Consider the following 23,481-nt stretch of genomic DNA (forward strand, 5'->3'; position numbering starts at 1 on the left):
ATGGGCGGGCGCCCCGACGAGGTGCGTGCCCCAGAAGACTGGCTCACCGAGGTGGAGAAGGAGCGGGCCGCCCGCTTCCTGTACGAGCACGACCGCGCCTCCTTCGTCGCCGCCCACCTGCTCGTGCGGCTCTGCGCCGCCGCCGTGCTCGAAACCGACCCGGCCGGGCTGACGCTGCTGCAGGTCTGCGACCTGCACGGCCCCGGTCACGGCAGGCCGTACCTCGAACAGGCTCCTGAGCTGGGCGTCAGCTTCAGCCACACGCGCGGCTACGTGTGCGCGGCGGCCGGCCCCGGCAAGGTCGGGGTGGACGCCGAGCGGGTGCGTCCTGGTCCGCTGGACACGATGCTGGCCGACCGGGTGCTCACGCCGCGCGAGCGCGCGCTGGTCACCGGCAACGACGAGCTGATGCGCCACTGGACCCGTAAGGAGGCGCTGATCAAGCGCGGCGAGCTGACGCTCGACCGGCTCGGCGACGGCGGCGACGACCTGACCGGCCGGCACCTGCTGGAGTGGAGCGCGGGCCCGGACATCAGGGTGGCCGTCGTCACCGACGCCCCGGCCGGCCGGGCGCCCATCCCGGAGCTCGGCGGCGACGGGTAGGCGTGGGGTAGGCGTGGGGTAGGCGTGGGGTCGCCGCGGGGGCGCCGCGGGGCACGGCCTGGCCGATGAACGGCGACAGGTTCGCCCCGATGAGACTCGGCGCGACGACCAGTACGGTGGTCGGACCGTCGGCCGACGTCTCGTCCATGGCGCATCACTCTACGTGCGCTAGATTGGAGATCATGAGCGCGCCTCGCTGGCTTTCCCCCGCCGAACAGCGTGCCTGGCGTACACACCTGGCGCTGCACAAGCTGCTCATGCACCGGCTCGACCGCGAGCTGCAGGAGCATTCACTCTCGTTGAACGACTACGAGATCCTCGTCAACCTCTCCGAGAGCCCCGGCCGCCGGATGCGGATGAGCGACCTGGCCGACGCGACGATCCAGTCGCGCAGCCGATTGTCGCACCAGATCTCCCGCATGGAGGCCAAGGGCCTGGTGACCAGGGAGGACTGCCGTGACGACCGGCGGGGCACGTACGCCGTGCTGACCGACGAAGGATGGGAGACGACGCAGCGGGTGGCCCCGGCCCACGTGGGCGGCGTGCGCGAACACTTCGTCGACCGGCTCACCGACGAGCAGCTGGAGGCGATCGAGGCGGCGTACGCGCCGATCGTGGAGCACCTGAAGAAGCTGCGCTGACCTCCGGGGCGACCGGCGCCGTCGCGCTGACATCCAACCGATACCGGGGAAGCCTCACAGCGTTCCCGACCGGTCGCTAGCATCCCGGTCATGCTGAGAAAGCTAGTGATCGTGGCGGTGCTCGCCCTGGCGTCGGCGTGCTCGTCGGCGGGCGGTGAGGCCGAGCTGCCCGCCGGCCCCGATCTGATGAAGAAGGCCTCCGAGGCCATGAAGGTCGTCAAGTCGGCCGGCTTCTCGATCGCGACCGAGGGCAAGCCCAACGTTCCGGTCAAGAAGGCCGACGGCCGGCTCACCGCCGCGGGTGACGCCGACGGCACGATCACGCTCGACGTGCTGGGCACCCTGCAAGAGGTGAACTTCGCGCTGATCGGCGACACCGTGCACTTCAAGGGGCCGACCGGCGGCTTCCAGAAGATGACACGCGCCCAGCTCGCGCAGTTCTACGACCCGTCGGTCATCCTCGAACCCACCAAGGGCATCGCGCAGCTGCTCGCCCAGGCCACCGACCCCAGGGTCGAAGGCGTCGAGAGCGGCTCCTATCGGGTCGCCACCACCTTCCCCGGCAACGTCGTGGGCCAGATCATCCCCGGCGTCACGCAGGGCGTGAACGGCAAGGTCTGGCTCGACCAGGCCACCAGCCGGCTCACCAAGGCGAGCCTGCCGCTGAAGGACGGCACGGTGACGGTGTCGTTCAGCGACTACGACGCGCCCGTCACGATCACGCCGCCCGCCGGGAAATGAGGCCCGGGAAATGAGGCGCGCCCGCCGGGTCGTGCTCGGCGCGGGGGGCGCGGTGGTGCTACTGGCCGCGCTCGACGCGTACGTGGTGGTGACCGTCCTCATCGACATCGCCGAGGACGTCGGCATCCCGCTCAACCACCTGGAGCGCGCGACCCCGATCGTCACGGGCTTCCTGCTCGGGTACGTGGCCGCCATGCCGCTGCTCGGGCAGCTGTCCGACCGCTACGGGCGGCGGCCGCTGATCCACGCCTGCCTGGCTGCCTTCGCGCTCGGCTCCGTCCTGACGGCGCTGGCGTCCGGCGAGGTCATGGTGGTGGCCGGGCGGACCGTCCAGGGGGTGGCCGGGGGCGCGTTGCTGCCGATCACGATGGCGCTCATCGGCGACCTGTGGGAGGAGCGGGAACGGCCGGTGGCCCTCGGGGCGGTGGGGGCGGCCCAGGAGCTGGGCAGCGCGCTCGGGCCCCTGTACGGCGGGCTGGTGGCGTTGATCCCGAGCACGGTGGTGGCGGGAGTGGAGCTGGGGGAATGGCACGCGATCTTCTGGATCAACCTGCCCCTGGCCGCCCTGGCCGCCGTCGCCGTCCACCTCACCCTCCCGCCCCGCGCCGGCGCGGCGCCGGTGACCCTGCCGACCGGCACCGCCGCCACACCTCACCCCGAACCGGCGACCCAGACCATCGCAGGCCACGACACCGCGCTCCCGGACGCTCCGGTCGGCCGGCCGCTCGCCTCGGACGAGGAAACCACCGTCGCGGCTGCCCCGGTCGCCGAACCGGGCGCCGGGTCGGTCGGTGCGTCGGTCGGCGGGCCGGTAGTCGAATCGGGGACTGGGCCGGTCGGTGGGCCTGAGGCTGGGCGGGTGGATGTCGTCGGTGGGGTGTTGCTGGCGGTGGCGCTCGGTCTGCTCGTCGTCGGGCTCTACAACCCGGATCCGGCCGTCGCCGTCCTCCCGCCGTGGGGCCCGCCGGTGATCGCCGCCGGGGTGCTGACGGCCGCCGGTTTCGTCTGGTGGGAGATCCGCTCCCCCGTACGCCTGCTCGACCTCACGGGCGCCCGCAAGGGCCCGCTGCTCGCCACCCTGGCGGTGAGTTTCCTGGCCGGGGCGGCGCTGCTGGTCACGATGGTGTTCGTCCAGTTCACCGCTCAGACGCTGCTCGGCGCGGACGCGCTGGGGGCGGCGCTGGTGCTGGCCAGGTTCCTGGCCGCCCTGACCGTCGGCGCCCTGCTCGGCGGGCTGCTGGCGCGCCGGCTCGGTGACCGGCCCGTCGCGGTCGGCGGTCTGCTGCTGGCGGCGGTGGGTTACTGGCTGATGAGCCGCTGGCCGCTCGACCTGGCCGCGGCGGGCCTGGTCGTGGACCTCGACCTGGTCGTGGCCGGACTGGGGCTCGGCCTGGTGATCGCCCCGGTGTCGTCGGCGGTGCTACGGGTGAGTACGGCGGCGCAGCACGGCGTGGCGTCGGCGGCGGTCGTGGTGGCCAGGATGATGGGCATGCTGATCGGCATCGCCGCCGTGTCGGCGTGGGGTTTCTACCGGTTCCAGTCGCTGACCGCCCATCTGGACACGCCGCTGCCGTTCGGCGTGGACGCGGAGACCTACCAGCGCAGGCTGGCCGACTACACCGCGCAGGTGAAGGCGGCGCTGCACACCGAGTACACCGAGATGTTCCTGGTCACGGCGTTCATCTGCCTGCTCGGCGCGGCGGTGGCGGTGCTCATGCCGGCCCGGCCGCGAACCGGGACGGCATGAGCCGACGCTGATGCCGGCCCGGCCCGGGGCCGGGCCGGCATGGGCGTCGGCTACGCCGGGGTCATGGCGACAGGCGGTGCAGGTCGCGGGGGAAGGCGGTGCTCTGGCGGACGTTGGCGGCGCCCGTCAGCCGCGCGGTCCACCGTTCCAGCCCCAGCGCGAACCCGCCGTGCGGCGGCATCCCGTACTTGAACGCCTGCAAGTACCCCTCGTACGGCTCCGTCCCCTCACCCCGGGCGGCCAGCGCGCGCACGTAGTCCTCGTACCGGTGCAGCCGCTGCCCGCCCGTGACCAGCTCCATGCCCCTGAACAGCAGGTCGAATCCGTTGGAGTGGCCGGGCCTGGCCGGGTCGGGGTGGGTGTAGAAGGGCCGCTTGGACATGGGGTAGCCGGTGACGAACAGGAACTCCGACCCGTGCTCCCGCCGCGCCCACTCCCCCAGCCACCGCTCCTGCGCGGGCGCCAGGTCGGGCTCGTCGGACGAGGTCAGCCGCTGCGCCTCGGTGAAGTGCACGGCCGGGATCTCGGCGGGCACCGCGGGCGGTTCGACGCCGAGCAGGTCGAGCGCGGGCGCGGCGCGGCGGCGTACCGACTCCAGCATGCCCGCCACCACCTCGCGCAGGACCGCCATCACGTCGCGGTGGTCCTCGATGAAGCCCAGCTCGGCGTCCAGGCTGGTGTACTGGGCCAGGTGCCGCACCGTGTCGTGCGGCTCCGCGCGGAAGACCGGGCCGACCTCGTAGACCCGCTCGAACACCCCGGTCATCGCCTGCTTGTAGAACTGCGGCGACTGCGCCAGGTAGGCGGGACGGCCGAAGTAGTCGATGCCGAAGACGTTCGCGCCCGACTCGGTGGCCGAGGCGACGATCTTCGGGGTGTGGATCTCGGTGAACCCGAGCAGGTCGAGCGTCTCCCTGAACCCGGCCACGCTCGCCGCCGAGATCTCCAGCGGCGCCCGCAGCAGCGGGTGCCGCAGCGCGACCGGGGCGTGGTCGAGCACGGTCGGCAGCGTGGCCCCGACGATCGGCCGGTAGAGGTCGAACGGCGGCGCCGCGCCCGGCTCGGCCAGGACCTCGACCTCCGGCGCGACCAGCTCGTAGCCCCCGGGCGCCTGCGGGCTGGCCGTCACGGTGCCGGTGACCGCGACCACGCTCTCCTCGGGAGGCAGCTCGCGACCGGGTATGTCTTGGGCCGGCAGGTCTTGGACGGGCAGGCCCTGGGCGAGCGGGTTCGGGCCGGTCACCGCCTGGGTCAGCCCCGTACGGTCCCTGACGACCAGAAAGGACACGGATTTGAGTTGCCGGCGGCGATGGACCCAACCGGCGATCGTCACTCGTTGCCCGGCGTGCTCAGCGAGCTCCGCGGACATGACACGAGAGATCATCACAGCTCCTCGACGGAAGTGCATGACCCCTTGGGAGTGCGGGGGAGAAGGGAGCTCCCGGTGCCACCGCACTTTCGCCGCCTCGTGCGAGGGCGGCCTCCACGACCCGATGACGGGGGTCAGACCGGCGGGGCATTTCCTCCCCGCGCTCGGGAGTGTCTTCGCCAGCGGGACACGGCGCCGCCTTCGCAGCGTACGGCGGCTCTCTGGGGCCGTGGGCCCCGCTGGTTACTCGTCTCCGTCAACGCGTTGCCGCGGAGCTTATCACTTGTCCTTCTTGGCCCGCTTCTCGCGGATCTTCATCGACACGTCGATCGGGGAGCCGGCGAAGCCGAACTCCTCGCGGATGCGCCGCTCGATGAAACGCCGGTAGGTGTCTTCCAGCCAGCCCGAGGTGAACAGCACGAACTTGGGCGGCTCGATCGACGCCTGCGTGGCGAAGAGGATCTTCGGTTGCTTGCCTCCGCGCACCGGCGGCGGCGTCTGCTGCACCAGCTCGGTCAGGAACGCGTTGAGCCGGGACGTCGGCACCCGCGTGGCCCAGGAGTCGAGCGCCTTCTCCAGCGCCGGGACCAGCCGGTCGACGTGGCGGCCCGTCTTGGCGGAGATGTTGACCCGCAGCGCCCACGGGGTGCGTACGAGCTGCCGGTCGATCTCCTTCTCCAGGTAGTAGCGCCGGTCCTCGTCGACCAGGTCCCACTTGTTGAAGGCCACCACCATGGCCCGGCCCGACTCGATCACCAGGCCGATGATGCGCAGGTCCTGCTCGGTGAGCGGCTCGCTGGCGTCGATCAGCACGATCGCCACCTCGGTGCGCTCCAGCGCCGCGCGGGTGCGCATGGCGGCGTAGAAGTCGGCGCCCTGCAGCTCGCGGTCGCGCCGCCGGATGCCGGCGGTGTCGACGAAGCGCCAGGTGCGCCCGCCGAGCTCGATCAGCTCGTCGACCGGGTCGCGGGTGGTGCCCGCCATGGGGTCGACCAGCACCCGCTCCTCGCCGGCGAGCTTGTTGAGCAGCGAGGACTTGCCGACGTTGGGCTTGCCGAGCAGAGCCACGCGCGCCGGGCCTCGCTCGGTCTCGAAGGTGACCTGCGGGGTCTCGGGCAGCTTGTCGAGCATCACGTCGAGCAGGTCGCCGCTGGAGCGGCCGTGCAGGGCGGAGACCGGATAGGGCTCGCCGAGCCCGAGCGACCACAGCGCGGCGGCCTCCAGCTCAAGCTGCTGGTTGTCGACCTTGTTGGCGGCCAGGATGACCGGCTTGCCGGACTGGCGCAGCACCGAGCCCACGATCTCGTCGGCGTCGGTGGCGCCCACGGTGGCGTCGACCACGAACACGATCACGTCGGCCAGCTCGACCGCGACCTGCGCCTGCTCGGCGATGCGCAGGTTCATGCCGGTGGCGTCAGGGTCCCAGCCGCCGGTGTCGACGACGGTGAAGCGGCGGCCGCGCCAGTTGGCGTCGTAGGTGACGCGGTCGCGGGTGACCCCGGGAACGTCTTCCACGACCGCTTCGCGGCGGCCGATGATGCGGTTGACCAGCGTGGACTTGCCGACGTTAGGCCGTCCGACGATGGCGACGACCGGCAGCGGCACAGCCTGCTCGTGCTCGCCGATCTCAAGGTCGTCGAGGTCAGCCTCGACCCAATCCCCCGTTGTCACGATTTTTCATCCTTTGTGAGTACCGCACCTGAGTTCGGCTCAGGTGCGCTCGTGTATGCGGCCGCTCAAGGACTCGCTCGCCGAGCCCTCTCGCTCCGCGACCAGCCTCAACACCTCGGCGATGACCTCTTCCAGGGTCAGGTCGGAGGTGTCGAGCTCGACGGCGCCCACCGCCATCGAGAGCGGGTCGGTCTTCCGTGTCGAATCGAGCGTGTCGCGCTTGGCCATGGCCTCCCGCTGCGCCTCCACCGTGGAGCCGGCCAGCTCGGCGCTGCGCCTGCGGGCGCGGGCCTCGGGGCTGGCCGTCAGGTAGATCTTGACGGCGGCGTCCGGCCAGACGACCGTGCCGATGTCACGGCCCTCGACCACGATGCCGCCGTCGCCGATGATCTCCCGCTGCAGCGCGACGAGCCGGGCCCGCACCTCGGGCACGGCGGCGACGGCGGAGACCGCGCCGGTGACCTCGGACTCCCTGATCGGCCCCGCCACGTCGACGCCGCCGACGTGGATCGCGGGGCCGTCGGGGTCGGTGCCGGAGACGACGACGGGCTCGCCGCAGCGGGCCGCGACCGCGGCGGGATCGCTCAGGTCGACGCCCTGGCGCAGCATCCACCAGGTCATCGCGCGGTACATCGCCCCGGTGTCGAGGTAACGCAGGCCCAACGCGCGGGCCGCCCCGCGCGACACGCTCGACTTACCCGACCCCGAAGGCCCGTCCATCGCGACGACCAGACCGGTCACGGCCTCTCCTTCTTCACGTTTTCCCAACCTGAGAAGGCTACCGCCTCCCGCTCAGTCGGCGATCCAGCTTCCGTGGAAGCCGAGCGGCACGCGGGCGGGCAGGTGGACGGTGGCGACGGGCTCACCGGTTAAGTCCTGGCCGGCCAGGATCACCAGGTCGGCCGCTCCCCTGGCCGGGTTGTTCACGTACGTCATCACGTAGCCGTCGTCCTCCGCCTCCCCCGAGCCGATGAAGACGGGCTCGCCCACGTACGCGCCGCGCCCGAACTGCCGCGACTCCTGCGTGCCGAGCCGCAGGTCGTGCTTGATGAGCGTGTTGTCGAACGACTCGTCGGGCAGGTCCTCCATCTCGCCGCGGCCGGGGCCGACCACGTCGTGGATGTCGCGGGTGGCGGCGGTGTAGCCGTAGCGGTAGGCCCGGCCCGTGCGGCGCTCGTCCATCCGCGGGAACTCCTGCATCCGGTCGTCGAGCGTGCTGACGCGGACGCGGCCGGTGGTCAGGTCGATCCGCCACCGGTCGAGCGTGGGCATGCCGCCCAGGTCGAGCCGGGCGTCCACGAACCCCTTCGGATAGCTCACCAGGTCGACCACCACCTCGTCGCCGTCGTCGTAGGCGTTCAGCGTGTGGAAGACCCAGCAGGACGGCAGCTCGAACCAGCGCAGCTCGCCGCTCTCGCGCGACAGGAGCCCGACGCGGGCGGGGTGGGCCTCGTTCCACGCGTACGGGAGCTGGATGCCCTTCTCCGCGTGGGGCATGCTGAACGTGACCGGCAGATCGTAGATGACCACGAACCGCTCGGTGATCGCGAAGTCGTGCACCATGGGCGCGTCGGCGATCGGGATGTCCCTGACCTGCGTCACCGTGCCCTTGGCGTCGAGGACGACGTGCTGGTGGTGGTCCCAGCCGAAGAAGTAGGCCAGCGCGTGCAGCTCGCCGCTGACCGGGTCGAGGTGGGTGTGCGCGGCGAACCCGCCGGGCAGGCCGCCGTCGAAGTCGCAGGCGCCGATGGTGTCGAGCTCGTAGCTCAGCTCGTACGGCAGCGACCCCGCCTCCACGGTCGCGAACGTGCGCCCGGCCAGCCCGATGACGTGGGTGTTGGCCGCGAAGTCCATGTTGCCGTGCACGGGCCCCGGCCTGGTGGGCTCGCCGAGCCGCCGGGCGACGGCGCCGCTGCGCACCCACCGGTTGCGGTACCACTCGGCGCGCCCGTCGCGCAGCCGCACACCGTGGACCATGCCCTCGCCGAGGAACAGGTGCCCGGCTGAGGGGTCGTCGAGGCTGAGCGGGTTGGGGCCGTTACGCAGGTAACGGCCGTTGAGCTCGGCCGGGATGCGCCCGGTGACCTCCAGGTCGAACGCGGTGACCTCCTCGGTCACCGGGGCGAATCCGTGCTGGAAGGGAGTGGTCGTCATGATGCGTCCTTCTCTGCTGAAGCCAGGAACGGCGAGAGCACCGAGGCGCACAGCAGCCGGTAGCGCTGCTCGGCCTCGCCCTGATCGAAGAAATCCGAGATTTCGAGACTTACGGCGCCGTGGATGGCCATCCACAGCACGTCGGCGATCTCCGTGGCCGTCCCGCCGCGCAGCACGCCGGCCTCCAGGCAGTCGGCCACTCCGCGCACCAGCAGCTCGAACGTGCGCTTGGCCACCCGCACCGCCTCCCCGCCGGCCTTGAACCCCGGCATGGCGCCCTGGAACATGACCCGGTAGTAGTCGGGCTCGCTCAGGGCGTAGTCGCGGTAGGCGGCCAGACCTTCGTGCAGCCGGGCCAGCGGGTCGTCGTGATCGGGCACTGCCAGCAGCCGCCGCTCGAACCGGGCGAACCCCTCCAGCCAGAGCGCCTCGCTGAGCCCGTCCTTCCCGCCGAAGAGCGTGTAGATCACCTTGGTGGAGCAGCCGACCTCGGCGGAGATCCGCCGCACGGTCAGCGCGCCCGGCCCCTCGCCGATGAGCAGCCGTTTGGCCGCGTCGAGGATGACGTCCCTGACGACGCCCTGTCCCTGCCGCTGGGCCTGCTGATACGCGGTGACCGTCATCTGGTAACGCCGTTTCTATCGGGTAACGCTGTTACCCCTCTTTGTACGCCCTCTCCCGCGGCTCGTCAATGGTTACTTATCGTGATGGATGGGCAGCAAGGAGTTATGAGTACAGCACCTAACCCGATCGACCTGCAGCGGCACCTGAGCATGGTCGACTATCCGGCCAGCAAGGACGACCTCATCGACGCCGCGCGCGAGCAGGACGCCGACGAGGACATCATCGAGGCCCTGGAGGCCATGCCGGACCGCCAGTACGACGGCCCCAGCGCCGTCAGCCAGGCGATCAACAGACTCTGAACCGGACACGACGAACGGCGGGCGGGGCCTCCTGGCCTCGCCCGCCGTTCGTCGTGAAAGCCCGTAGGCGGATGGGTCCCGGCCGTTCGTCAGAGGCCGGTGAGGCGGAACATCCAGACGGGCACCAGGCCCCGCTTGAGCAGCTTGAACGTCGGGAACGAACTCGCGCACAGCACCTCCTTGTACCTGATGGCCGCCCGCCCGGTCAGGTACCATCTGCGCGGGGTGTCGTCCTGGTGGGTGAACTGGACGACCGCGTCGCGGCGGCCCAGGCTGGTGGGCTGATGCACGTACCCGAACCGGAAGGCGGCCGGTTCCTTGCCCTGCAGCGTGGCGGCCAGCGACCCGGCCGCGTGCAGCCCCGCCGGGATTCCGCCCTGGCAGGTGCCGTGCATGACCCCGAACTTCTGCGTGATCGCGGCGGCGTCGCCGACGGCGTACACGTCGGGGTGGGAGACCGAGCGCAGCGCGGAGTCCACCACGATCCGGCCCTGGCCGTCCACGGTGAGCGTCGACTCCGTGGCGATGGACAGCCCCTTGGTGCCGGTGGTCCAGAGCGTGGCGTCGGAGTGGATCAGCTCGCCGCCCTCCAGCTCGACGCCGTCGGGCAGCACCTTGGTGACGGCCGCGCCCGAACGCACCTCGACGCCGAGCCGCTCCAGGCCCGCATCCAGGTACGCGCGGGCGCTCTCGCCCATCATGGAGCCGGGCCGGCCCCTGGTCACCAGCACCACTCGCAGGTGGGGACGGGTCTCGGCCAGCTCGGCCGCCGACTCGACGCCGGTCAGCCCGCCGCCGGCCACGACCACCGTGCCGCGCGTCAGGTCGTCGAGGCGCCGCGAGAGCCGTACGGCGGACTCGTGGTCGTCATAGGTGTACGCGTGGTCGTCGACGCCGGGGACGGAGGTGTCGGTGACGGCGCCGAGCGCGTATACCAGCTTGTCGTAGCCGAGCACCCGCTCGCCACCGTCGGGGTCGGCGAGGCGCACCTGCCCGCGTGCCGGATCGAGCGCCGTCACCCGCCCGACCTCCAGCCGGACGCCGGTGCCGGCCAGCAACTCCGCCAGGGAACGCGAGGCCAGCCGCTGCCCCGCGGCCGTCTGGTGCAGGCGCAGCCGCTCGGTGAACGTCGGCGAGGCGTTCACCAGGGTGACCCTGCCGCCTGTCTTGCGCGTCAGCCGGGCGGCCCTGATGGCCGCCGTCATGCCGGTGTAGCCCCCGCCCAGGACCAGAATCTCACTCATTGTCCTTACCTCCTCGATTCCGACCTGAAGACGGATCGAGGAGGCACGGGCGTGACATCGTCCAGGGAGAACTTTTCTGGCCTTGCGGAAGCGGCCCGGGCTACGGGACCTGCCAGCCGCGTTCGCGCAGGGCGTCGGTGAGCGAGGCGGCGGCGTCGGGCTGCACCGCCAGCTCGGCGATGCCCAGGGGCAGGCCGGGCGCGTGTTCGAGGCGCACGTCCTCGACGTTGACGCCGACCTCGTCGCACACCCTGAACAGCCGGGCCAGCTGGCCGGGGCTGTCGCCGATGACCACCTGGACGGCGGCGTAGGAGGAGGCGGGGCCGCCGTGCTTGCCGGGGATGCGGTCGTGGCCCACCACGCCGCGCTTGAGCAGCTGGGTGAGCTCTCCGGTGGCGGTGCCGTCGCCCTCGGCCATGGCACGCAGCGCGCTCGCCGCGTCGGCCAGGTCGTTGGCCACGGCCTCCAGCACCTCGGCGACCGGGGAGGCGTTGCCGGACAGGATGCCCAGCCACAGCCCCGGGTCGCTGCCCGCGATCCGGGTGACGTCGCGCACGCCCTGCCCGGCCAGCCCCAGCGCCACGTCCGTCGCGTCGGCCAGGCGGGCGGCCACGGCGGAGGCGGCCACGTGGGGCGCGTGGGAGACCACGGCCACCGCGCGGTCGTGGTCCATCGCGCTCACCTCGACCGCGTTGGCCCCGCACAGGTCGATCAGCCGCAGCACGGCCGCCTTCGCCTCGGGGTCGGCCTCCTCCGTGGGACACAGCGCCCACGGACGGCCGAGGAACAGGTCGTCACGCGCGGCCCCGGGCCCGGACTTCTCGCGCCCGGCCAGCGGGTGGGAGGCGACGTAGCTGGCCAGGTCGCACCCCAGCTGCGCGGCCCGGTGGATGGGCTCGGCCTTCACGCTCGCGACATCGGTGTAGAACCGGGCCGCGCCGATCCGCTGCAGCTCCAGCAACTCGGTGGCCACGTACGCGGGGGGCACCGCGATGATCGCGAGGTCCGCCGGGTCGGAGGCCGCCGTGCCGGGGTTCCAGTCCTCGCCCGCGCCGAGCTCCCGTGCCAGCCGTACGGCTCCCGGATCGCGGTCGGCGAGCAGCACGCGCACGTTCCGCTTGCGCAGCGCCAGCGCCGCGGAGGTGCCGATCAGACCGGTGCCGACGACGAGCACGGTACGAAGTTCCATCTCGATGTCCTGATTTATCGGGCTATACGGAATGTGGAGTGTCGCGCGTTCGCCGGAACCGGCGTTCAGCGCCAGGATCGGCGTCGAGTGCCGGAACCGGCGGTCACTGGGCTATGTCCTGGCGCAAGGCCACCGCCCCGCGCAGATAGACGTGCTGGATCTCCGACCGCGGGCGGTCGGTCTCGATGTGCGCCATCAGGCGTACGACGCGAGGCAGCGCGCCCGGCACGTCGATCTCGGTGCAGCAGATCAGCGGCACATCGTGGAAGCCCAGCTTACGCGCCGCGAGCGCGGGGAACTCGGAGGTCAGGTCGGGCGTGGCCGTGAACAGCACGCTGATCACGTCGTCCGGGGTCAGCCGGTTACGCTCCATGATCGCACTGACCAGCTCGGTCGTCCCGGAGATGACCGAGTCGCGGTCGTCGGCGTCCACCTGGATCGCCCCGCGGATCGCCCGCACCATGTGGTTCGTCCCCCTCTTATACCGGGAGAGCCCGTGCGGAGGTTCGCACGGGCTCCTGCGTCCGGCCAGATTACAGCTTCACGGCCGCGTACAGCTCGCCGACTTCCTTCAGGCTCAGCGCCCTGACGGTGCCCGGCTTGGTCCGGCCCAGCTTCACCGGCCCGAACTCGATCCTGGCCAGGTCGATCACCCGGTGACCGGCCTCCTCCAGCATCCGCCTGACCACGTGCTTGCGGCCCTCGTGCAGCACCACCTCGACCAGCGCCTGCTGGCCGTGCTCCTGCACGATGGCGAAGGAGTCGGCCCTGGCCAGGCCGTCCTCCAGCTCGATGCCCTGCTTCAGGCGGCGGGCCAGGTCACGCGGGATCGGCCCCGGCACCTTGGCCCAGTACTTCTTCTGCACGCCGTAGCTGGGATGCGTCAGCCGGTTGGCCAGCTCCCCGTCGTTGGTGAGCAGCAGCAGGCCCTCGGTCTCGGTGTCGAGCCGCCCCACGTGGAACAGCCTCGGCGCCAGCTCCTCGACATAGTCGGCCAGGCACGGCCGGCCCTGCGGGTCGTCCATCGTGGAGACCACGCCGATGGGCTTGTTGAGCGCGTAGTAGACCAGGTCGGGCGCGGTCGGGATGCGCTTGCCGTCCACGTGGATGACCTGCGCGGCCGGGTCGACCTTGGCGCCGAACCTCCGCACCACCTGGCCGTTGACGGTGACGCGGCCCTCGCCGATCATCTCCTCGCAGGCCCTGCGGCTGGCGACGCCCGCCTGGGCGAGCACCTTCTGCAGCCGCACGCCGCCCGGTACCTCGGTGGTGTCGCGCTCGTCGGTGTAACCCTCGGGGTAGAAGTCGCGGTCGCGGAGCGGCTGGCGGGCGGCCTTCACCCGGTCGCGCTGCGGGCTGCCGGAGCCGTCACGGCCGCGCGAGGAGCCCTCGGCGCCGTCACGCCCGCGCTGGGAGCCACGGTAGCCGTCGCGTCCGCCGCCGCCGAGCGTCTGCACCTCGTCACGCCGGGACGTACGCGCCCCGCGCCCGTCACCGCCGCGCCCGTCACCGCCGCGCCCGTCACCACCGCGCCCGCTCCCGCCGCGCCTTTCGCCACCGTACCCGGAGCCGCCGAAGCCGGCGCCGCTGTACCTGGCCCCGCGTCCGTCGCCTCCGGGCCTGCCGCCGCGGTCGTCGCCGTCGCGCCTGCCGTAGCGGGAACGGGTCGAGTTCGCGCCGCTGGGAGCGGTGTCCTCACGACGCCCGCTCCGCCCGGCCCTGAACCCGGCGCCGCGCTCGTCACGCCCGCCGTCATGCGCACTGTCACGCCGGTCGCCACGGAAGTCGCCGCGCCCGCCGTCACGTCGTTCGGCGCGGAAGTCGCCGCCACCACCGTCACGCCGGTTGCCGAACCGGTCACCACGGGAGTCGTCACGTCCGCCGTCGCGCCGGTCGCCACGGAAGTCGCTCCGGAAGTCGCTCCGCCCGCCCTCACGCCGATCGGCGCTGAAGTCACCGCGCCCGCCATCACGGCGGTCGCCACCGAAACCGCCCCGCCCACCGTCACGCCGGTCACCGCCGCCGAAACGGCTCGCACCACGGTCGCCGCCGCCGGTACGGGAGTCACCACCGCCGAAACGGCTCGTCCCACGGTCACCACCACCGAAACGGCTGGTGCCACGGTCACCGCCGCCGAAGCGGCTCGCGCCACGGTCATCTCCGCCGAAGCGGGCCTCGCGGTCGCCGCGTGGGGAGCGCTCCTCGCGCTGGAAGCGGCTCGGGCGGTCGCCGTCGCCGTAACGGGCGCGGGATCCGCCGCGGTCGGCGCGCAGGGAGTCGCGCGCGGGCCGGTCGCGGAAGTCGTCGCGGCGGGACCCGCCGCGGTTGTCGTCGCCGCCGCCGGATCCGCCGCGGAAGCCGTTGTCGCCCCGGGACGTGCCGCGGGAGTCGCCGTCACCGCGGTAGCCACCGCGGGAGTCGTTGTCGCGGCGGTAGCCGCCGCGGCTGTCGTCGGAGCGGAAGGCGGGACGCCCGTCGCGGCCGGAGCCGCCGGTACGTCCACGACCGCGTCCATCACCGGACGGGGTGCTGCGCCTGTTGATCACTTTGTCGTCTCCTCGAGATTCTCCAAGTCGTCAGGGAGGAAGGGCGCGAGCTCGGGAAGCTCGCTCAGGTCCCGCAGTCCCAGACGTTCAAGGAAGTATGAGCTTGTCCGGTAGAGCACTGCCTGGCTCTCCGGGTCGGAGCCGGCCTCCTCGACCAGTCCCCTGGCGACGAGCGTCCGCATGACGCCGTCGCTGTTGACGCCGCGCACGGCGGCGACTCGGGCGCGGCTCACCGGTTGCCGGTAGGCCACCACCGCGAGTGTCTCCAACGCGGCCTGGGTCAGCCGCGACTGCTGGCCGTCGCGTACGAACCGCTCGACCAGTTGTGCGCAGTCGGCACGCGTGTAAAAACGCCAGCCGCCCGCGACCTCTCGCAAGTCGAAACCCCGCCCCGATGCGGTGTATTCCGCGGCCAGGCCGCGCAGAGCGGCACCCACCTCGTGTGTGGGCCGCTCCAGCACCTGCGCGAGGGTCACCTCGGCGACGGGCTCGTCGACTACAAGAAGGATAGCCTCCAGCGCCGCCGCAAGCGTCGGCCCTCCCCCCGAGCCCCCGTCCGGCTCCCCCGCCACATCCTGCTCGGCCTCGCCCGACTCCGCCACAGCAGGGTCCGCCTCACCGAGCACCGGTTCACCCGGCTCCACCGCACCCGCCTCTGGCCCGTCATGAACGGGCTCGGACTCGATGTCGCCCGTCAGCTCCTCCGCCGAAGCCGGCTCCACCGGCCCGGCACTCGCGAACCGAGAGCCCTCCGTGACCTCCGCGACGGTCGCGTCGGACTCCACCACGTCCGGCTCGACCCGCTCCGCCGCTCCTGACTCCGGCTCAGCGCGCTCCACCACACCCGCCACAGGAGCGGGCTCGGCGTCGTCCGCCGGAGCCGCGTCGGGCTCCTTCACCCCGAGGTCCGCGTCCGTTTCCTCCACCGCGGGCGCCCCAGGCTGCACGAGGGAGCCCGGCAGAGTCATCCAGGCGGGCAGCGGCGGGTCGGAGTCGGGTGACCTGCGCGGGTTGGGCAGGGGGTTGTCGTCAGTCATGGGATGGCTTCTCCGCGGATTCCTCGTAGTCGTCGCCCACCGCCACGTCCCCGTCGTCCGTCCCCGTCCAGGTCACGTGCAGGTCGCCGAGCGGCTCGACCTGCTCGAACGTCACCGCCGACTCCCTGAACAGCTCCAGCACGGCCAGGAACCGCGCGATGACCTCGAACGTGCCCTCGCAGTCGGACGTCAGCGCCCTGAAGGTGGCCCGCCGGAGCCGGCGCAGGTGCATGACCAGGATCGCCGCCTGCTCCTTGACGCTGGCCAGCGGCTGGTAGATGTGGCCGACGTTGACGGTCGGCGGCAGTTTCGGGGTGAACGCCTTGGCGGCGATGCGGGCCAGCTGCTCGGGCCCGATGCCGAGGATCAGCTCGGGCAGCAGGTTGGCGAACTGCTCCTCCATCGGCACGGTGCGCGGGAAGCGCAACGCCTCCGCGGCCATCCGCCCGGCGAAGATCTTCGCCACTTCCTTGTACGCCTTGTACTGCAGCAGCCGGGCGAACAGCAGGTCCCTGGCCTCCAGCAGCGCCAGGTCCTCCTCGTCCTCGACCTCGCCCGACGGCAGCAGCCTGGCCGCCTTGAGGTCGAGCAGGGTGGCCGCCACCAGCAGGAAGTGGCTGGTCTGGTCGAGGTCCCACTCGGGCCCCTTGGCCCGGATGTAGGCGATGAACTCGTCGGTGACCTTGGAGAGCGAGACCTCGGTGATGTCGAGCTTGTGTTTGGCGATGAGGCCGAGGAGCAGATCGAACGGGCCCTCGAAGACGTCCAGGTGGACCTGGAAGCCTCCCGGTGTGCTCTGCTCTTCGGTCACCTGGCCATTGTGGCAGGCGCCGGCCAGCGCGAGAGCACCTCGCGGGCCAGCTCACGGTAGGCGTTGGCGCCGAGGGACGACGGGTCGAACGTCGTGATGGGCTCGCCGGCCACGGTGGCGTCGGGAAAACGCACGGTGCGGTTGATGACGGTGTGGAACACCTTGTCACCGAACGCCTCCACCACCCGGGCCAGCACCTCGCGCCCGTGGAGGGTGCGAGCGTCGTACATGGTGGCGAGCAGGCCCTCGATCTCGAGCTCCTCGTTGAGCCGCTCCTGCACCTTGGAGATGGTGTCCATGAGCAGCGCCACGCCGCGCAGAGCGAAGAACTCGCACTCCAGCGGCACCATCACGCCGTGCGCGCAGGTCAGCGCGTTGATGGTGAGCAGGCCCAGCGAAGGCTGGCAGTCGATGAGGCACACGTCGTAGTGGGGCAGCAGCGGCTTGATCACGCGCCCGAGCACCTGCTCGCGGGCCACCTCGGTGACGAGCTGGACCTCGGCGGCGGACAGGTCGATGTTGCTCGGCAGCAGGTCGAGCCCTTCGACGCCGGTTTCGAGCAGCACGTCCTCGGCGGTGACGCCGCGCTCCATGAGCAGGTTGTAGACGGTCAGGTCGAGCTGGAGCGGGTTGATGCCCAGGCCGACCGACAGCGCCCCCTGTGGGTCGAAGTCGACGAGCAGCACCTTGAGACCGCATTCGACCAGGGCGGCGCCCAGGTTGATGGTGGTCGTGGTCTTGCCGACGCCACCCTTCTGGTTGACCATCGCGACCACGCGCGCCGGGCCGTGCACCGCCGGTGGCACCGGCTCGGGGAACACGGGTCTGGGCCGCTGCGTGGGGCCCAGGTTGACGCCGTTGGAAGGCGCGTTGGTCTTCGTGTCGCCCCAGGGGTTGTCGGGGGTCCCCGGGGTCGAACCCTTGGTCGTCACAGTCACCAGCTCGAACCTCCCTGACGATCCCGAACCGGACCGTCCGGACGGACACTATGGCGTCACCACTTAACGCGGCAAGGCGGCACGCCGAGGGTGGCGCACGTGTCAAAAGACTATAGATCACTGACGGGCACGCGGATGCGCGGCCGCGTACACCTCGCGGAGCTTGTCGACCGTGACCAGCGTGTAGACCTGCGTGGTCGTCACAGAGGCATGGCCGAGCAACTCCTGCACCACCCTAACGTCCGCGCCGCCGTCCAAAAGGTGGGTTGCAAAGGAATGGCGGAGTACGTGGGGACTTATCCGGTCGAGCCCGGCGCGTTCGGCGGCGGCCTGGAGCACTTCCCAGGCTCCCTGCCTGGTCAGCCGCCCGCCGCGGGCGTTGAGGAAGACCGCGGGGGTGCCGCGGCCGTGGGCCAGGAGCCCGGGGCGGGCCCGGACGAGGTACGCGTCCAGGGCGGAGCGGGCATAACGCCCCAAGGGCACCACCCTGGTACGCGCTCCCTTCCCGCGCAGCCGTACCTGGTCGTCCTCCAGGTCGTCCACGGCCAGCCCGACGGCCTCGGAGATGCGGGCGCCGGTGCCGTACAGGACTTCGAGCAGGGCGCGGTTGCGCAGGGTGAGCGGGGCGCCGTCGGGGCCGGAGGCGGCGATGAGGCGTTCGACCTCGTCCACGGCGATGGCCTTGGGCAGCCGGCGGAGCTGGCGCGGCGGGCGTACCTCGTGGGCGGGGTCGTGGGCCGTCACGCCTTCGCGCAAAGCGAAACGGTGCAGGCCGCGCACGGCGGAGACGGCGCGGGCGGCGGAGCTGGCCACGAGGGCCGGGTGCTCGCCGTCGCCCTCGCGCAGCGCGGCGAGGAAGGCCAGCACGTCGGCCTCCCCCACCTCGCCCAGCTCCAGGCGGCCCCGCGCCTGGAGGTGCTCGAAGTATCGGCGCAGGTCACGCCGGTAGGACGCGAGCGTGTTGGCAGCCAGGCCCCGTTCCACCGCGAGATGGGCGAGGTAGCTGGAGAGCACCGCCTCCACGAACTGGTCCTTCCGTCACGCCTCCGGGGCGTCGGCGGGGCGCAACAAGGAGTACCCCTCGACCGAAGCCGCATATGCGGCGAGGATACCGGCCACGGCCGGGGAATTGTGGATCATTCCCATGAGCGCCTTCTCGACGGCGTCGGCGAGATGCACCCATTCGACCGGCATGTCGATCTCCTCGTGCCGGTGCACGAAGCCGTTCTCCTCGTCGGGGATCTTGGTCAGGTCGCGGGCGAGGAACACCCTGATGCGCTCGTCGCTCATGCCGGGCGAGGAGCGCAGATCGACGAGGGTGTGCCAGACGCCGGCCCGGTAGCCGGCCTCCTCGGCGAGCTCGCGGGCGGCGGTGTCGACCAGCGGTTCGCCTGCCACGTCGCGCAGTCCGGCGGGCAGCTCCCACATGAGCCGGCGGGTGGGGTGGCGGTACTGCCTGATCATCAGGACGCGGTCGTGCTCGTCGAGGGCGAGCACCGCCACCGCGCCGGGGTGCACCACGTAGTCGCGGTCGGCGACCTCGTCGCGGGGCATCCTGACGGTGTCGGTGACGACCTCGATGACGTGGCCCTTGAACCGGGGTCTCGATTCGACGACTTCCCACGACTCGGGCGTGTCCGCGATCATGGTCGCGCTCGTCTCCCGCCTCGGCGAGCCCGGCCCGCCGTCGGCGCCGTCGCCGTCGCCGTCGCGACGATCTGACACGCCGTCGTACGGACCTGAGCCCTCGGCCCCGGCGCCGTTCACGGCCCCACCTTGGCGGCGACGCGGCTGTCGGCGTATTCGAGCGCCGCGCTGACCAGCCCCTTGAACATCGGGTTGGCCCGCGTCGGACGGGAGCGGAACTCGGGGTGCGCCTGGGTGCCGATGAAGAACGGGTGCAGGTCCGGGGGCAGCTCGGTGTACTCGACCAGGCGCCCGTCGGGCGACAGCCCCGAGAAGATCAGGCCGACGCTCTCCAGCTTGTCGCGGTAGGCGTTGTTGACCTCGTAGCGGTGGCGGTGGCGCTCGTCGGCCTTGGCCTTGCCGGCGTAGAGCCGCCGCGCGAGCGTGCCCTCGCCGAGCTTGGCGGTGTAGCTGCCGAGACGCATGGTGCCGCCCATGTCGCGCTCGCCGGCGACGACGTCCTCCTGGTCGGCCATGGTGGAGATGACCGGGTGCTTGGTGTCGGGGTCGAACTCGGCGGAGTTGGCGTCCTCGATGCCGGCCATGTTGCGCGCGGCCTCGATGACCATGCCCTGCATGCCGAGACAGATGCCGAGCAGCGGGATCTTGCCCTCGCGGGCGTGCCGGATGGCGCCGATCTTGCCCTCGATGCCGCGGACGCCGAACCCGCCGGGGATCAGCACGCCGTCCACGCCGTCGAGCTCGCGCGCGGCCCCTTCCGGGGTCTCGCAGTCGTCGCTCTTGACCCAGCGGATGTTGACGCGGGCGTCGTTGGCGAAGCCGCCGGCCCGCAGCGCCTCGGTGACGGACAGGTAGGCGTCGGGCAGGTCGATGTACTTCCCGACCAGCGCGATCGTGACCTCCTTGGCCGGGCGGTGCACCCGGCGCAGGAGCTGCTCCCACTCCTTCCAATCCACGTCGCGGAAGGGCAGGCCGAGCCGGCGCACCACGTACGCGTCGAGCCCCTCGGAGTGCAGGACCTTCGGGATGTCGTAGATCGAGGCCGCGTCCACGGCGGAGACGACGGCGTCCTCGTCCACGTCGCACATGAGACTGATCTTGCGCTTGATCGCCGTCTGCACGGGCCGGTCGGAGCGCAGCACGATCGCGTCCGGCTGGATGCCGATGCTGCGCAGCGCCGCCACGCTGTGCTGGGTCGGCTTGGTCTTCAGCTCGCCCGACGGACCGATGTAGGGCAGCAGCGAGACGTGCAGGAAGAACACGTTGTCGCGCCCGACCTCGTGCCTGATCTGGCGGACAGCCTCCAGGAACGGCAGCGACTCGATGTCGCCCACCGTGCCGCCGACCTCGGTGATGACGACGTCCACGTCAGGACCGGCCATGCCCCGGATGCGGTCCTTGATCTCGTTGGTGATGTGCGGGATCACCTGGACGGTGTCGCCCAGGTATTCGCCCCGCCGCTCCTTGGCGATGACGTTGGAGTAGACCTGGCCGGTGGTCACGTTGGCCGAGCCGTGCAGGTCGGTGTCGAGGAAGCGTTCGTAGTGGCCGACGTCGAGGTCGGTCTCGGCACCGTCGTCGGTGACGAAGACCTCGCCGTGCTGGAACGGGTTCATGGTGCCGGGGTCGACGTTGAGGTAAGGGTCGAGCTTCTGCATGGTGACCCTGAGACCGCGCCCTTTGAGCAGGCGACCGAGGCTGGATGCCGTGAGCCCCTTGCCGAGACTGGAGGCGACACCGCCGGTGACGAACAGATGCTTGGTTTGCGATGCGCTGCGCAAAGGGGCTCCCGTGGCTCGAGGTGTGGTCGAAGTGTCCACGGGCTCTCAGGATATCAAACAACGCCCCTCACATGCCCTAACGGCATGCCCTACCGGGTAACTTTGGTCCCTATGTCACTTGTACGCCGGGCTTTGGGCGCTTTTGTACACCGCGCCTACCGGGCGATCCGCCGGGCCGGCGAGATCACTCCGGCCACCCCATCCGGCTACCGGTTCCGTCGGCTCGGCGACGGCGTCAGCATCGCCTTCCCGCCCGGCGCGATCTTCGGCGAGCGGTGGATCGAGATCGGCGACCACACGCTCGTCGGCGAGCGGGTCTCGCTCTCCTGCGGCATGATGCCGGGCCCCGACCTCGGCCCCGACTCGATCCTGCGCATCGGCGGGAGCTGCTCGATCGGCAGGGGCACGCACATCGTGGCGCACCAGTCGATCGACATCGGCGACGACGTCTTCACCGGCCCGTACGTGTACATCACGGACCAGAACCACGTCTATGACGATCCCGACATCCCGATCGGGCGGCAGTGGCCGCGCAACAGCCCGGTCTCGATCGGCTCCGGCTCGTGGCTGGGCGCGGGGGCGATCATTCTGCCGGGCACGACGCTGGGGCGGCAGTGCGTGGTGGCGGGCGGCGCGGTGGTGCGCGGCGACTTCCCCGACCACAGCGTGGTCGCCGGCGTGCCGGCCAGGCGGATCCGCGGCTACACGCCGGAGCTGGGCTGGCACGCGCCCGTCACGCTGGACGCGACCACCTGAGCTTCCTTGGACGCGACCGTACGAGAACCTGAGAGCCTGACCGCACGAGATCCTGCGGGCGCGGCAGCACGAGTTCCTGCGGGCGCGACCGCATGAGAACCCGCTCGGGGATGGACCGAACAAGGTTCTGACCGTTAGCGTCGGGGGCATGCGGACCGCCATTTGCGAGCGTTTGGGCATCGAGTTCCCGTTGTTCGCCTTCAGCCACTGCCGTGACGTGGTGGCCGCCGTCACCAACGCGGGCGGCTTCGGGGTGCTGGGGGCGGTCGCGTACTCGCCCGACCAGCTCGACACGGAGCTGACCTGGCTGGACGGGCAGGTGGGCGGCCGGCCGTACGGCGTGGACGTGCTCGTGCCCGGCAAGGTCGACCCCAGCGCCCACGACCGGCGCGTGCACCTCATGGACGCCGTGCCCGACCGGCACCGGGACTTCGTCACGCACCTGCTGGCCAAGTACGGCGTCAGCGCCCCCGGCCGGCCGATGACGCCGGTGGCCGACGAGATGGGCAGGCGGGTGACGGCGTCCGGGGCGACGGGGCTGATCGACGTGGCGCTCAAGCATCGCATCGGCCTGATCGCCAGCGCGCTCGGACCGCCTCCGCCCGAGATGGTGACCAGGGCCAGGGAGGCCGGCGTGCCGGTCGCCGCGCTGGTCGGCACCGTCGAGCACGCCCGCAGGCAGGTGGCCGCCGGCGCCGACCTCATCGTGGCGCAGGGCACCGAGGCGGGCGGGCACACCGGCGAGATCTCCACGCTGGTGCTGGTGCCGCAGGTCGTGGACGCGGTCGGCCCGGTTCCGGTGCTGGCCGCGGGCGGGATCGCGTCGGGACGGCAGATGGCCGCCGCGATGGCGCTCGGGGCCGAGGGCGTGTGGTGCGGCTCGGTCTGGCTCACGACCGAGGAGGCGGAGACGTCGCCCGCGGTCAAGCGCAAGATGCTGGCGGCCTCGTCGCTGGACACCGTCAGGTCCCGCTCCCGTACGGGAAAGCCGGCCCGGCAGCTCAAGTCGGCCTGGACCGAGGAGTGGGACGCCGGGCAGGAGAGCCCTGGACCGCTGGGGATGCCGCTGCAGATGCTGCTGGCCGAGGGCGCGATGGGGCGCATCGTGGCGGCGGCGGAGAAGGGCGAGCCAGGGGCGCTGGAGCTGGCCAACTACTTCGTGGGTCAGGTCGTGGGCCAGCTCGACCGGGTACGGCCGGCCAGGGACGTGGTCTACGAGATGATCGCCGAGTTCGGCGACGCGGTCGACCGCCTGCGGCGCCTGTCGGAGTGAACCCGGCGCGGACTCGCTGAGGCCCTGGCCGGACCCGTAGGGAAGATGTCCGGCAAAGGGTAATCTGCGCCTGTGGTCGGGATCCCGCCTGAGCTGGAGCGCGGCACCGGCGTCCCCGCGCACGTGCAGATCGAGCGCTGGCTGCTCGCCTCGATCGCCGGCGGCGAGCTGGCGCCGGGCGACCGGCTGCCCGGCGAGCGGGAGCTGGCCGGGCGTCTCGGCGTGAGCAGGATGACGCTCAGGCAGGCGCTGGCCTCGCTTGAGCGCGACGGCGTGCTGCTCCGGCTGCCCGGCAGGTCGGGCGGGGCCTTCATCGCCGAGCCGCGCATCGAGTGCGACCTGACGGGGCTGGCCGGGTTCACCGAGCCGATGCGCCGCGCCTACGGGCGGGCCGAGGAGCGGGTGCTGCA

General features: G+C 71.6%; 23 protein-coding genes. 8 read left to right on the top strand and 15 right to left on the bottom strand.

Annotated elements, in window-relative coordinates; genetic code table 11:
• From ABFX54_RS26790 to ABFX54_RS26805, 4 genes are all read left to right on the top strand, one after another.
• On the top strand, positions 1 to 603 hold the full coding sequence (locus tag ABFX54_RS26790) for a 4'-phosphopantetheinyl transferase family protein (RefSeq protein WP_346109145.1): 603 nt from the start codon (positions 1 to 3) through the stop codon (positions 601 to 603).
• Between the two features lie 182 nt (positions 604 to 785).
• Complete coding sequence (locus ABFX54_RS26795) at positions 786 to 1,244, top strand: MarR family winged helix-turn-helix transcriptional regulator (RefSeq protein WP_346109147.1); 459 nt, start codon at positions 786 to 788, stop codon at positions 1,242 to 1,244.
• Between the two features lie 90 nt (positions 1,245 to 1,334).
• Complete coding sequence (locus ABFX54_RS26800) at positions 1,335 to 1,985, top strand: LppX_LprAFG lipoprotein (RefSeq protein WP_346109149.1); 651 nt, start codon at positions 1,335 to 1,337, stop codon at positions 1,983 to 1,985.
• Positions 1,986 to 1,995: 10 nt separating this feature from the next.
• Positions 1,996 to 3,732: an MFS transporter gene (locus ABFX54_RS26805; protein ID WP_346109151.1), complete on the top strand. Its 1,737-nt coding sequence runs from the start codon at positions 1,996 to 1,998 to the stop codon at positions 3,730 to 3,732.
• 61 nt (positions 3,733 to 3,793) lie between these two features.
• On the opposite strand, the gene aspS is transcribed toward ABFX54_RS26805, so the two are convergent.
• The 5 genes from aspS to ABFX54_RS26830 form a co-directional block, all read right to left on the bottom strand.
• The gene (aspS, locus tag ABFX54_RS26810) at positions 3,794 to 5,116 is read right to left on the bottom strand and encodes an aspartate--tRNA(Asn) ligase (protein ID WP_346109153.1); all 1,323 of its coding nucleotides are present in this window, start codon (positions 5,114 to 5,116) and stop codon (positions 3,794 to 3,796) included.
• A gap of 264 nt (positions 5,117 to 5,380) precedes the next feature.
• On the bottom strand, positions 5,381 to 6,772 hold the full coding sequence (gene der, locus ABFX54_RS26815) for a ribosome biogenesis GTPase Der (protein ID WP_346109155.1): 1,392 nt from the start codon (positions 6,770 to 6,772) through the stop codon (positions 5,381 to 5,383).
• 39 nt (positions 6,773 to 6,811) lie between these two features.
• Positions 6,812 to 7,513 (bottom strand): (d)CMP kinase, encoded by a 702-nt coding sequence (cmk, locus tag ABFX54_RS26820; RefSeq protein ID WP_428834576.1) that lies wholly within the window; start codon positions 7,511 to 7,513, stop codon positions 6,812 to 6,814.
• Between the two features lie 51 nt (positions 7,514 to 7,564).
• A complete protein-coding gene (locus ABFX54_RS26825) occupies positions 7,565 to 8,926 on the bottom strand; it encodes a carotenoid oxygenase family protein (protein WP_346109157.1) in 1,362 nt (453 codons plus the stop codon).
• Complete coding sequence (locus ABFX54_RS26830) at positions 8,923 to 9,549, bottom strand: TetR/AcrR family transcriptional regulator (RefSeq protein WP_346109159.1); 627 nt, start codon at positions 9,547 to 9,549, stop codon at positions 8,923 to 8,925. The genes ABFX54_RS26825 and ABFX54_RS26830 overlap by 4 nt, the downstream gene beginning before the upstream one ends.
• Before the next feature lie 105 nt (positions 9,550 to 9,654).
• Here ABFX54_RS26830 and ABFX54_RS26835 point away from each other — a divergent pair, with 105 nt between their 5' ends.
• Positions 9,655 to 9,849: a DUF2795 domain-containing protein gene (locus ABFX54_RS26835; protein ID WP_346109160.1), complete on the top strand. Its 195-nt coding sequence runs from the start codon at positions 9,655 to 9,657 to the stop codon at positions 9,847 to 9,849.
• A gap of 89 nt (positions 9,850 to 9,938) precedes the next feature.
• On the opposite strand, the gene ABFX54_RS26840 is transcribed toward ABFX54_RS26835, so the two are convergent.
• The 10 genes from ABFX54_RS26840 to pyrG all read right to left on the bottom strand — a co-directional run bounded on the left by ABFX54_RS26840 (position 9,939) and on the right by pyrG (position 21,042).
• Positions 9,939 to 11,093, bottom strand: coding sequence for an NAD(P)/FAD-dependent oxidoreductase (locus ABFX54_RS26840; protein WP_346109161.1), 1,155 nt, complete (start codon positions 11,091 to 11,093; stop codon positions 9,939 to 9,941).
• Between the two features lie 100 nt (positions 11,094 to 11,193).
• Positions 11,194 to 12,282 (bottom strand): prephenate dehydrogenase, encoded by a 1,089-nt coding sequence (locus tag ABFX54_RS26845; RefSeq protein ID WP_346109163.1) that lies wholly within the window; start codon positions 12,280 to 12,282, stop codon positions 11,194 to 11,196.
• Positions 12,283 to 12,385: 103 nt separating this feature from the next.
• Positions 12,386 to 12,745: a chorismate mutase gene (gene aroH, locus ABFX54_RS26850; protein ID WP_106244778.1), complete on the bottom strand. Its 360-nt coding sequence runs from the start codon at positions 12,743 to 12,745 to the stop codon at positions 12,386 to 12,388.
• Positions 12,746 to 12,815: 70 nt separating this feature from the next.
• Positions 12,816 to 14,828, bottom strand: coding sequence for a pseudouridine synthase (locus ABFX54_RS26855; RefSeq protein ID WP_346109165.1), 2,013 nt, complete (start codon positions 14,826 to 14,828; stop codon positions 12,816 to 12,818).
• Entirely contained in the window at positions 14,825 to 15,400 is a 576-nt protein-coding gene (gene scpB, locus ABFX54_RS26860; RefSeq protein ID WP_346109182.1) for an SMC-Scp complex subunit ScpB, read from the bottom strand. Before scpB ends, ABFX54_RS26855 begins: the two co-directional genes overlap by 4 nt.
• A 457-nt stretch (positions 15,401 to 15,857) precedes the next feature.
• Positions 15,858 to 16,676 (bottom strand): segregation and condensation protein A, encoded by an 819-nt coding sequence (locus tag ABFX54_RS26865; protein ID WP_346109166.1) that lies wholly within the window; start codon positions 16,674 to 16,676, stop codon positions 15,858 to 15,860.
• Positions 16,673 to 17,608, bottom strand: coding sequence for a ParA family protein (locus ABFX54_RS26870; RefSeq protein ID WP_428834577.1), 936 nt, complete (start codon positions 17,606 to 17,608; stop codon positions 16,673 to 16,675). The genes ABFX54_RS26865 and ABFX54_RS26870 overlap by 4 nt, the downstream gene beginning before the upstream one ends.
• A gap of 123 nt (positions 17,609 to 17,731) precedes the next feature.
• Positions 17,732 to 18,637, bottom strand: coding sequence for a site-specific tyrosine recombinase XerD (locus ABFX54_RS26875; protein ID WP_346109169.1), 906 nt, complete (start codon positions 18,635 to 18,637; stop codon positions 17,732 to 17,734).
• A 15-nt stretch (positions 18,638 to 18,652) separates the two neighbouring features.
• Positions 18,653 to 19,261: an NUDIX domain-containing protein gene (locus ABFX54_RS26880; protein ID WP_346109183.1), complete on the bottom strand. Its 609-nt coding sequence runs from the start codon at positions 19,259 to 19,261 to the stop codon at positions 18,653 to 18,655.
• 116 nt (positions 19,262 to 19,377) lie between these two features.
• Positions 19,378 to 21,042 carry a CTP synthase gene (pyrG, locus tag ABFX54_RS26885; protein ID WP_346109171.1) on the bottom strand — a complete coding sequence of 555 codons (1,665 nt, stop codon included), beginning with the start codon at positions 21,040 to 21,042 and terminating at the stop codon, positions 19,378 to 19,380.
• A gap of 111 nt (positions 21,043 to 21,153) precedes the next feature.
• Between pyrG and ABFX54_RS26890 the strand changes: the two genes are divergently transcribed.
• The 3 genes from ABFX54_RS26890 to ABFX54_RS26900 form a co-directional block, all read left to right on the top strand.
• The gene (locus tag ABFX54_RS26890; protein WP_346109173.1) at positions 21,154 to 21,798 is read left to right on the top strand and encodes an acyltransferase; all 645 of its coding nucleotides are present in this window, start codon (positions 21,154 to 21,156) and stop codon (positions 21,796 to 21,798) included.
• A gap of 148 nt (positions 21,799 to 21,946) precedes the next feature.
• A complete protein-coding gene (locus tag ABFX54_RS26895) occupies positions 21,947 to 23,071 on the top strand; it encodes an NAD(P)H-dependent flavin oxidoreductase (protein ID WP_346109175.1) in 1,125 nt (374 codons plus the stop codon).
• A gap of 72 nt (positions 23,072 to 23,143) precedes the next feature.
• A partial coding sequence (locus tag ABFX54_RS26900; protein WP_346109177.1) for a GntR family transcriptional regulator occupies positions 23,144 to 23,481 on the top strand: 338 nt, incomplete at its 3' end.

This window comes from Nonomuraea maheshkhaliensis, assembly GCF_039529435.1.
Lineage (GTDB): Bacteria > Actinomycetota > Actinomycetes > Streptosporangiales > Streptosporangiaceae > Nonomuraea > Nonomuraea maheshkhaliensis.

What these genes read in the sequence shown, in the direction of transcription:
- ABFX54_RS26790 (WP_346109145.1), top strand. Translation starts at nt 1, where the DNA reads ATGGGCGGGCGCCCCGACGAGGTGCGTGCCCCAGAAGACTGGCTCACC.
- ABFX54_RS26795 (WP_346109147.1), top strand. Translation starts at nt 786, where the DNA reads ATGAGCGCGCCTCGCTGGCTTTCCCCCGCCGAACAGCGTGCCTGGCGT.
- ABFX54_RS26800 (WP_346109149.1), top strand. Translation starts at nt 1,335, where the DNA reads ATGCTGAGAAAGCTAGTGATCGTGGCGGTGCTCGCCCTGGCGTCGGCG.
- ABFX54_RS26805 (WP_346109151.1), top strand. Translation starts at nt 1,996, where the DNA reads ATGAGGCGCGCCCGCCGGGTCGTGCTCGGCGCGGGGGGCGCGGTGGTG.
- aspS (WP_346109153.1), bottom strand. Translation starts at nt 5,116, where the DNA reads ATGATCTCTCGTGTCATGTCCGCGGAGCTCGCTGAGCACGCCGGGCAA.
- ABFX54_RS26825 (WP_346109157.1), bottom strand. Translation starts at nt 8,926, where the DNA reads ATGACGACCACTCCCTTCCAGCACGGATTCGCCCCGGTGACCGAGGAG.
- ABFX54_RS26830 (WP_346109159.1), bottom strand. Translation starts at nt 9,549, where the DNA reads ATGACGGTCACCGCGTATCAGCAGGCCCAGCGGCAGGGACAGGGCGTC.
- ABFX54_RS26835 (WP_346109160.1), top strand. Translation starts at nt 9,655, where the DNA reads ATGAGTACAGCACCTAACCCGATCGACCTGCAGCGGCACCTGAGCATG.
- ABFX54_RS26840 (WP_346109161.1), bottom strand. Translation starts at nt 11,093, where the DNA reads ATGAGTGAGATTCTGGTCCTGGGCGGGGGCTACACCGGCATGACGGCG.
- ABFX54_RS26845 (WP_346109163.1), bottom strand. Translation starts at nt 12,282, where the DNA reads ATGGAACTTCGTACCGTGCTCGTCGTCGGCACCGGTCTGATCGGCACC.
- aroH (WP_106244778.1), bottom strand. Translation starts at nt 12,745, where the DNA reads ATGGTGCGGGCGATCCGCGGGGCGATCCAGGTGGACGCCGACGACCGC.
- ABFX54_RS26880 (WP_346109183.1), bottom strand. Translation starts at nt 19,261, where the DNA reads ATGATCGCGGACACGCCCGAGTCGTGGGAAGTCGTCGAATCGAGACCC.
- ABFX54_RS26890 (WP_346109173.1), top strand. Translation starts at nt 21,154, where the DNA reads ATGTCACTTGTACGCCGGGCTTTGGGCGCTTTTGTACACCGCGCCTAC.
- ABFX54_RS26895 (WP_346109175.1), top strand. Translation starts at nt 21,947, where the DNA reads ATGCGGACCGCCATTTGCGAGCGTTTGGGCATCGAGTTCCCGTTGTTC.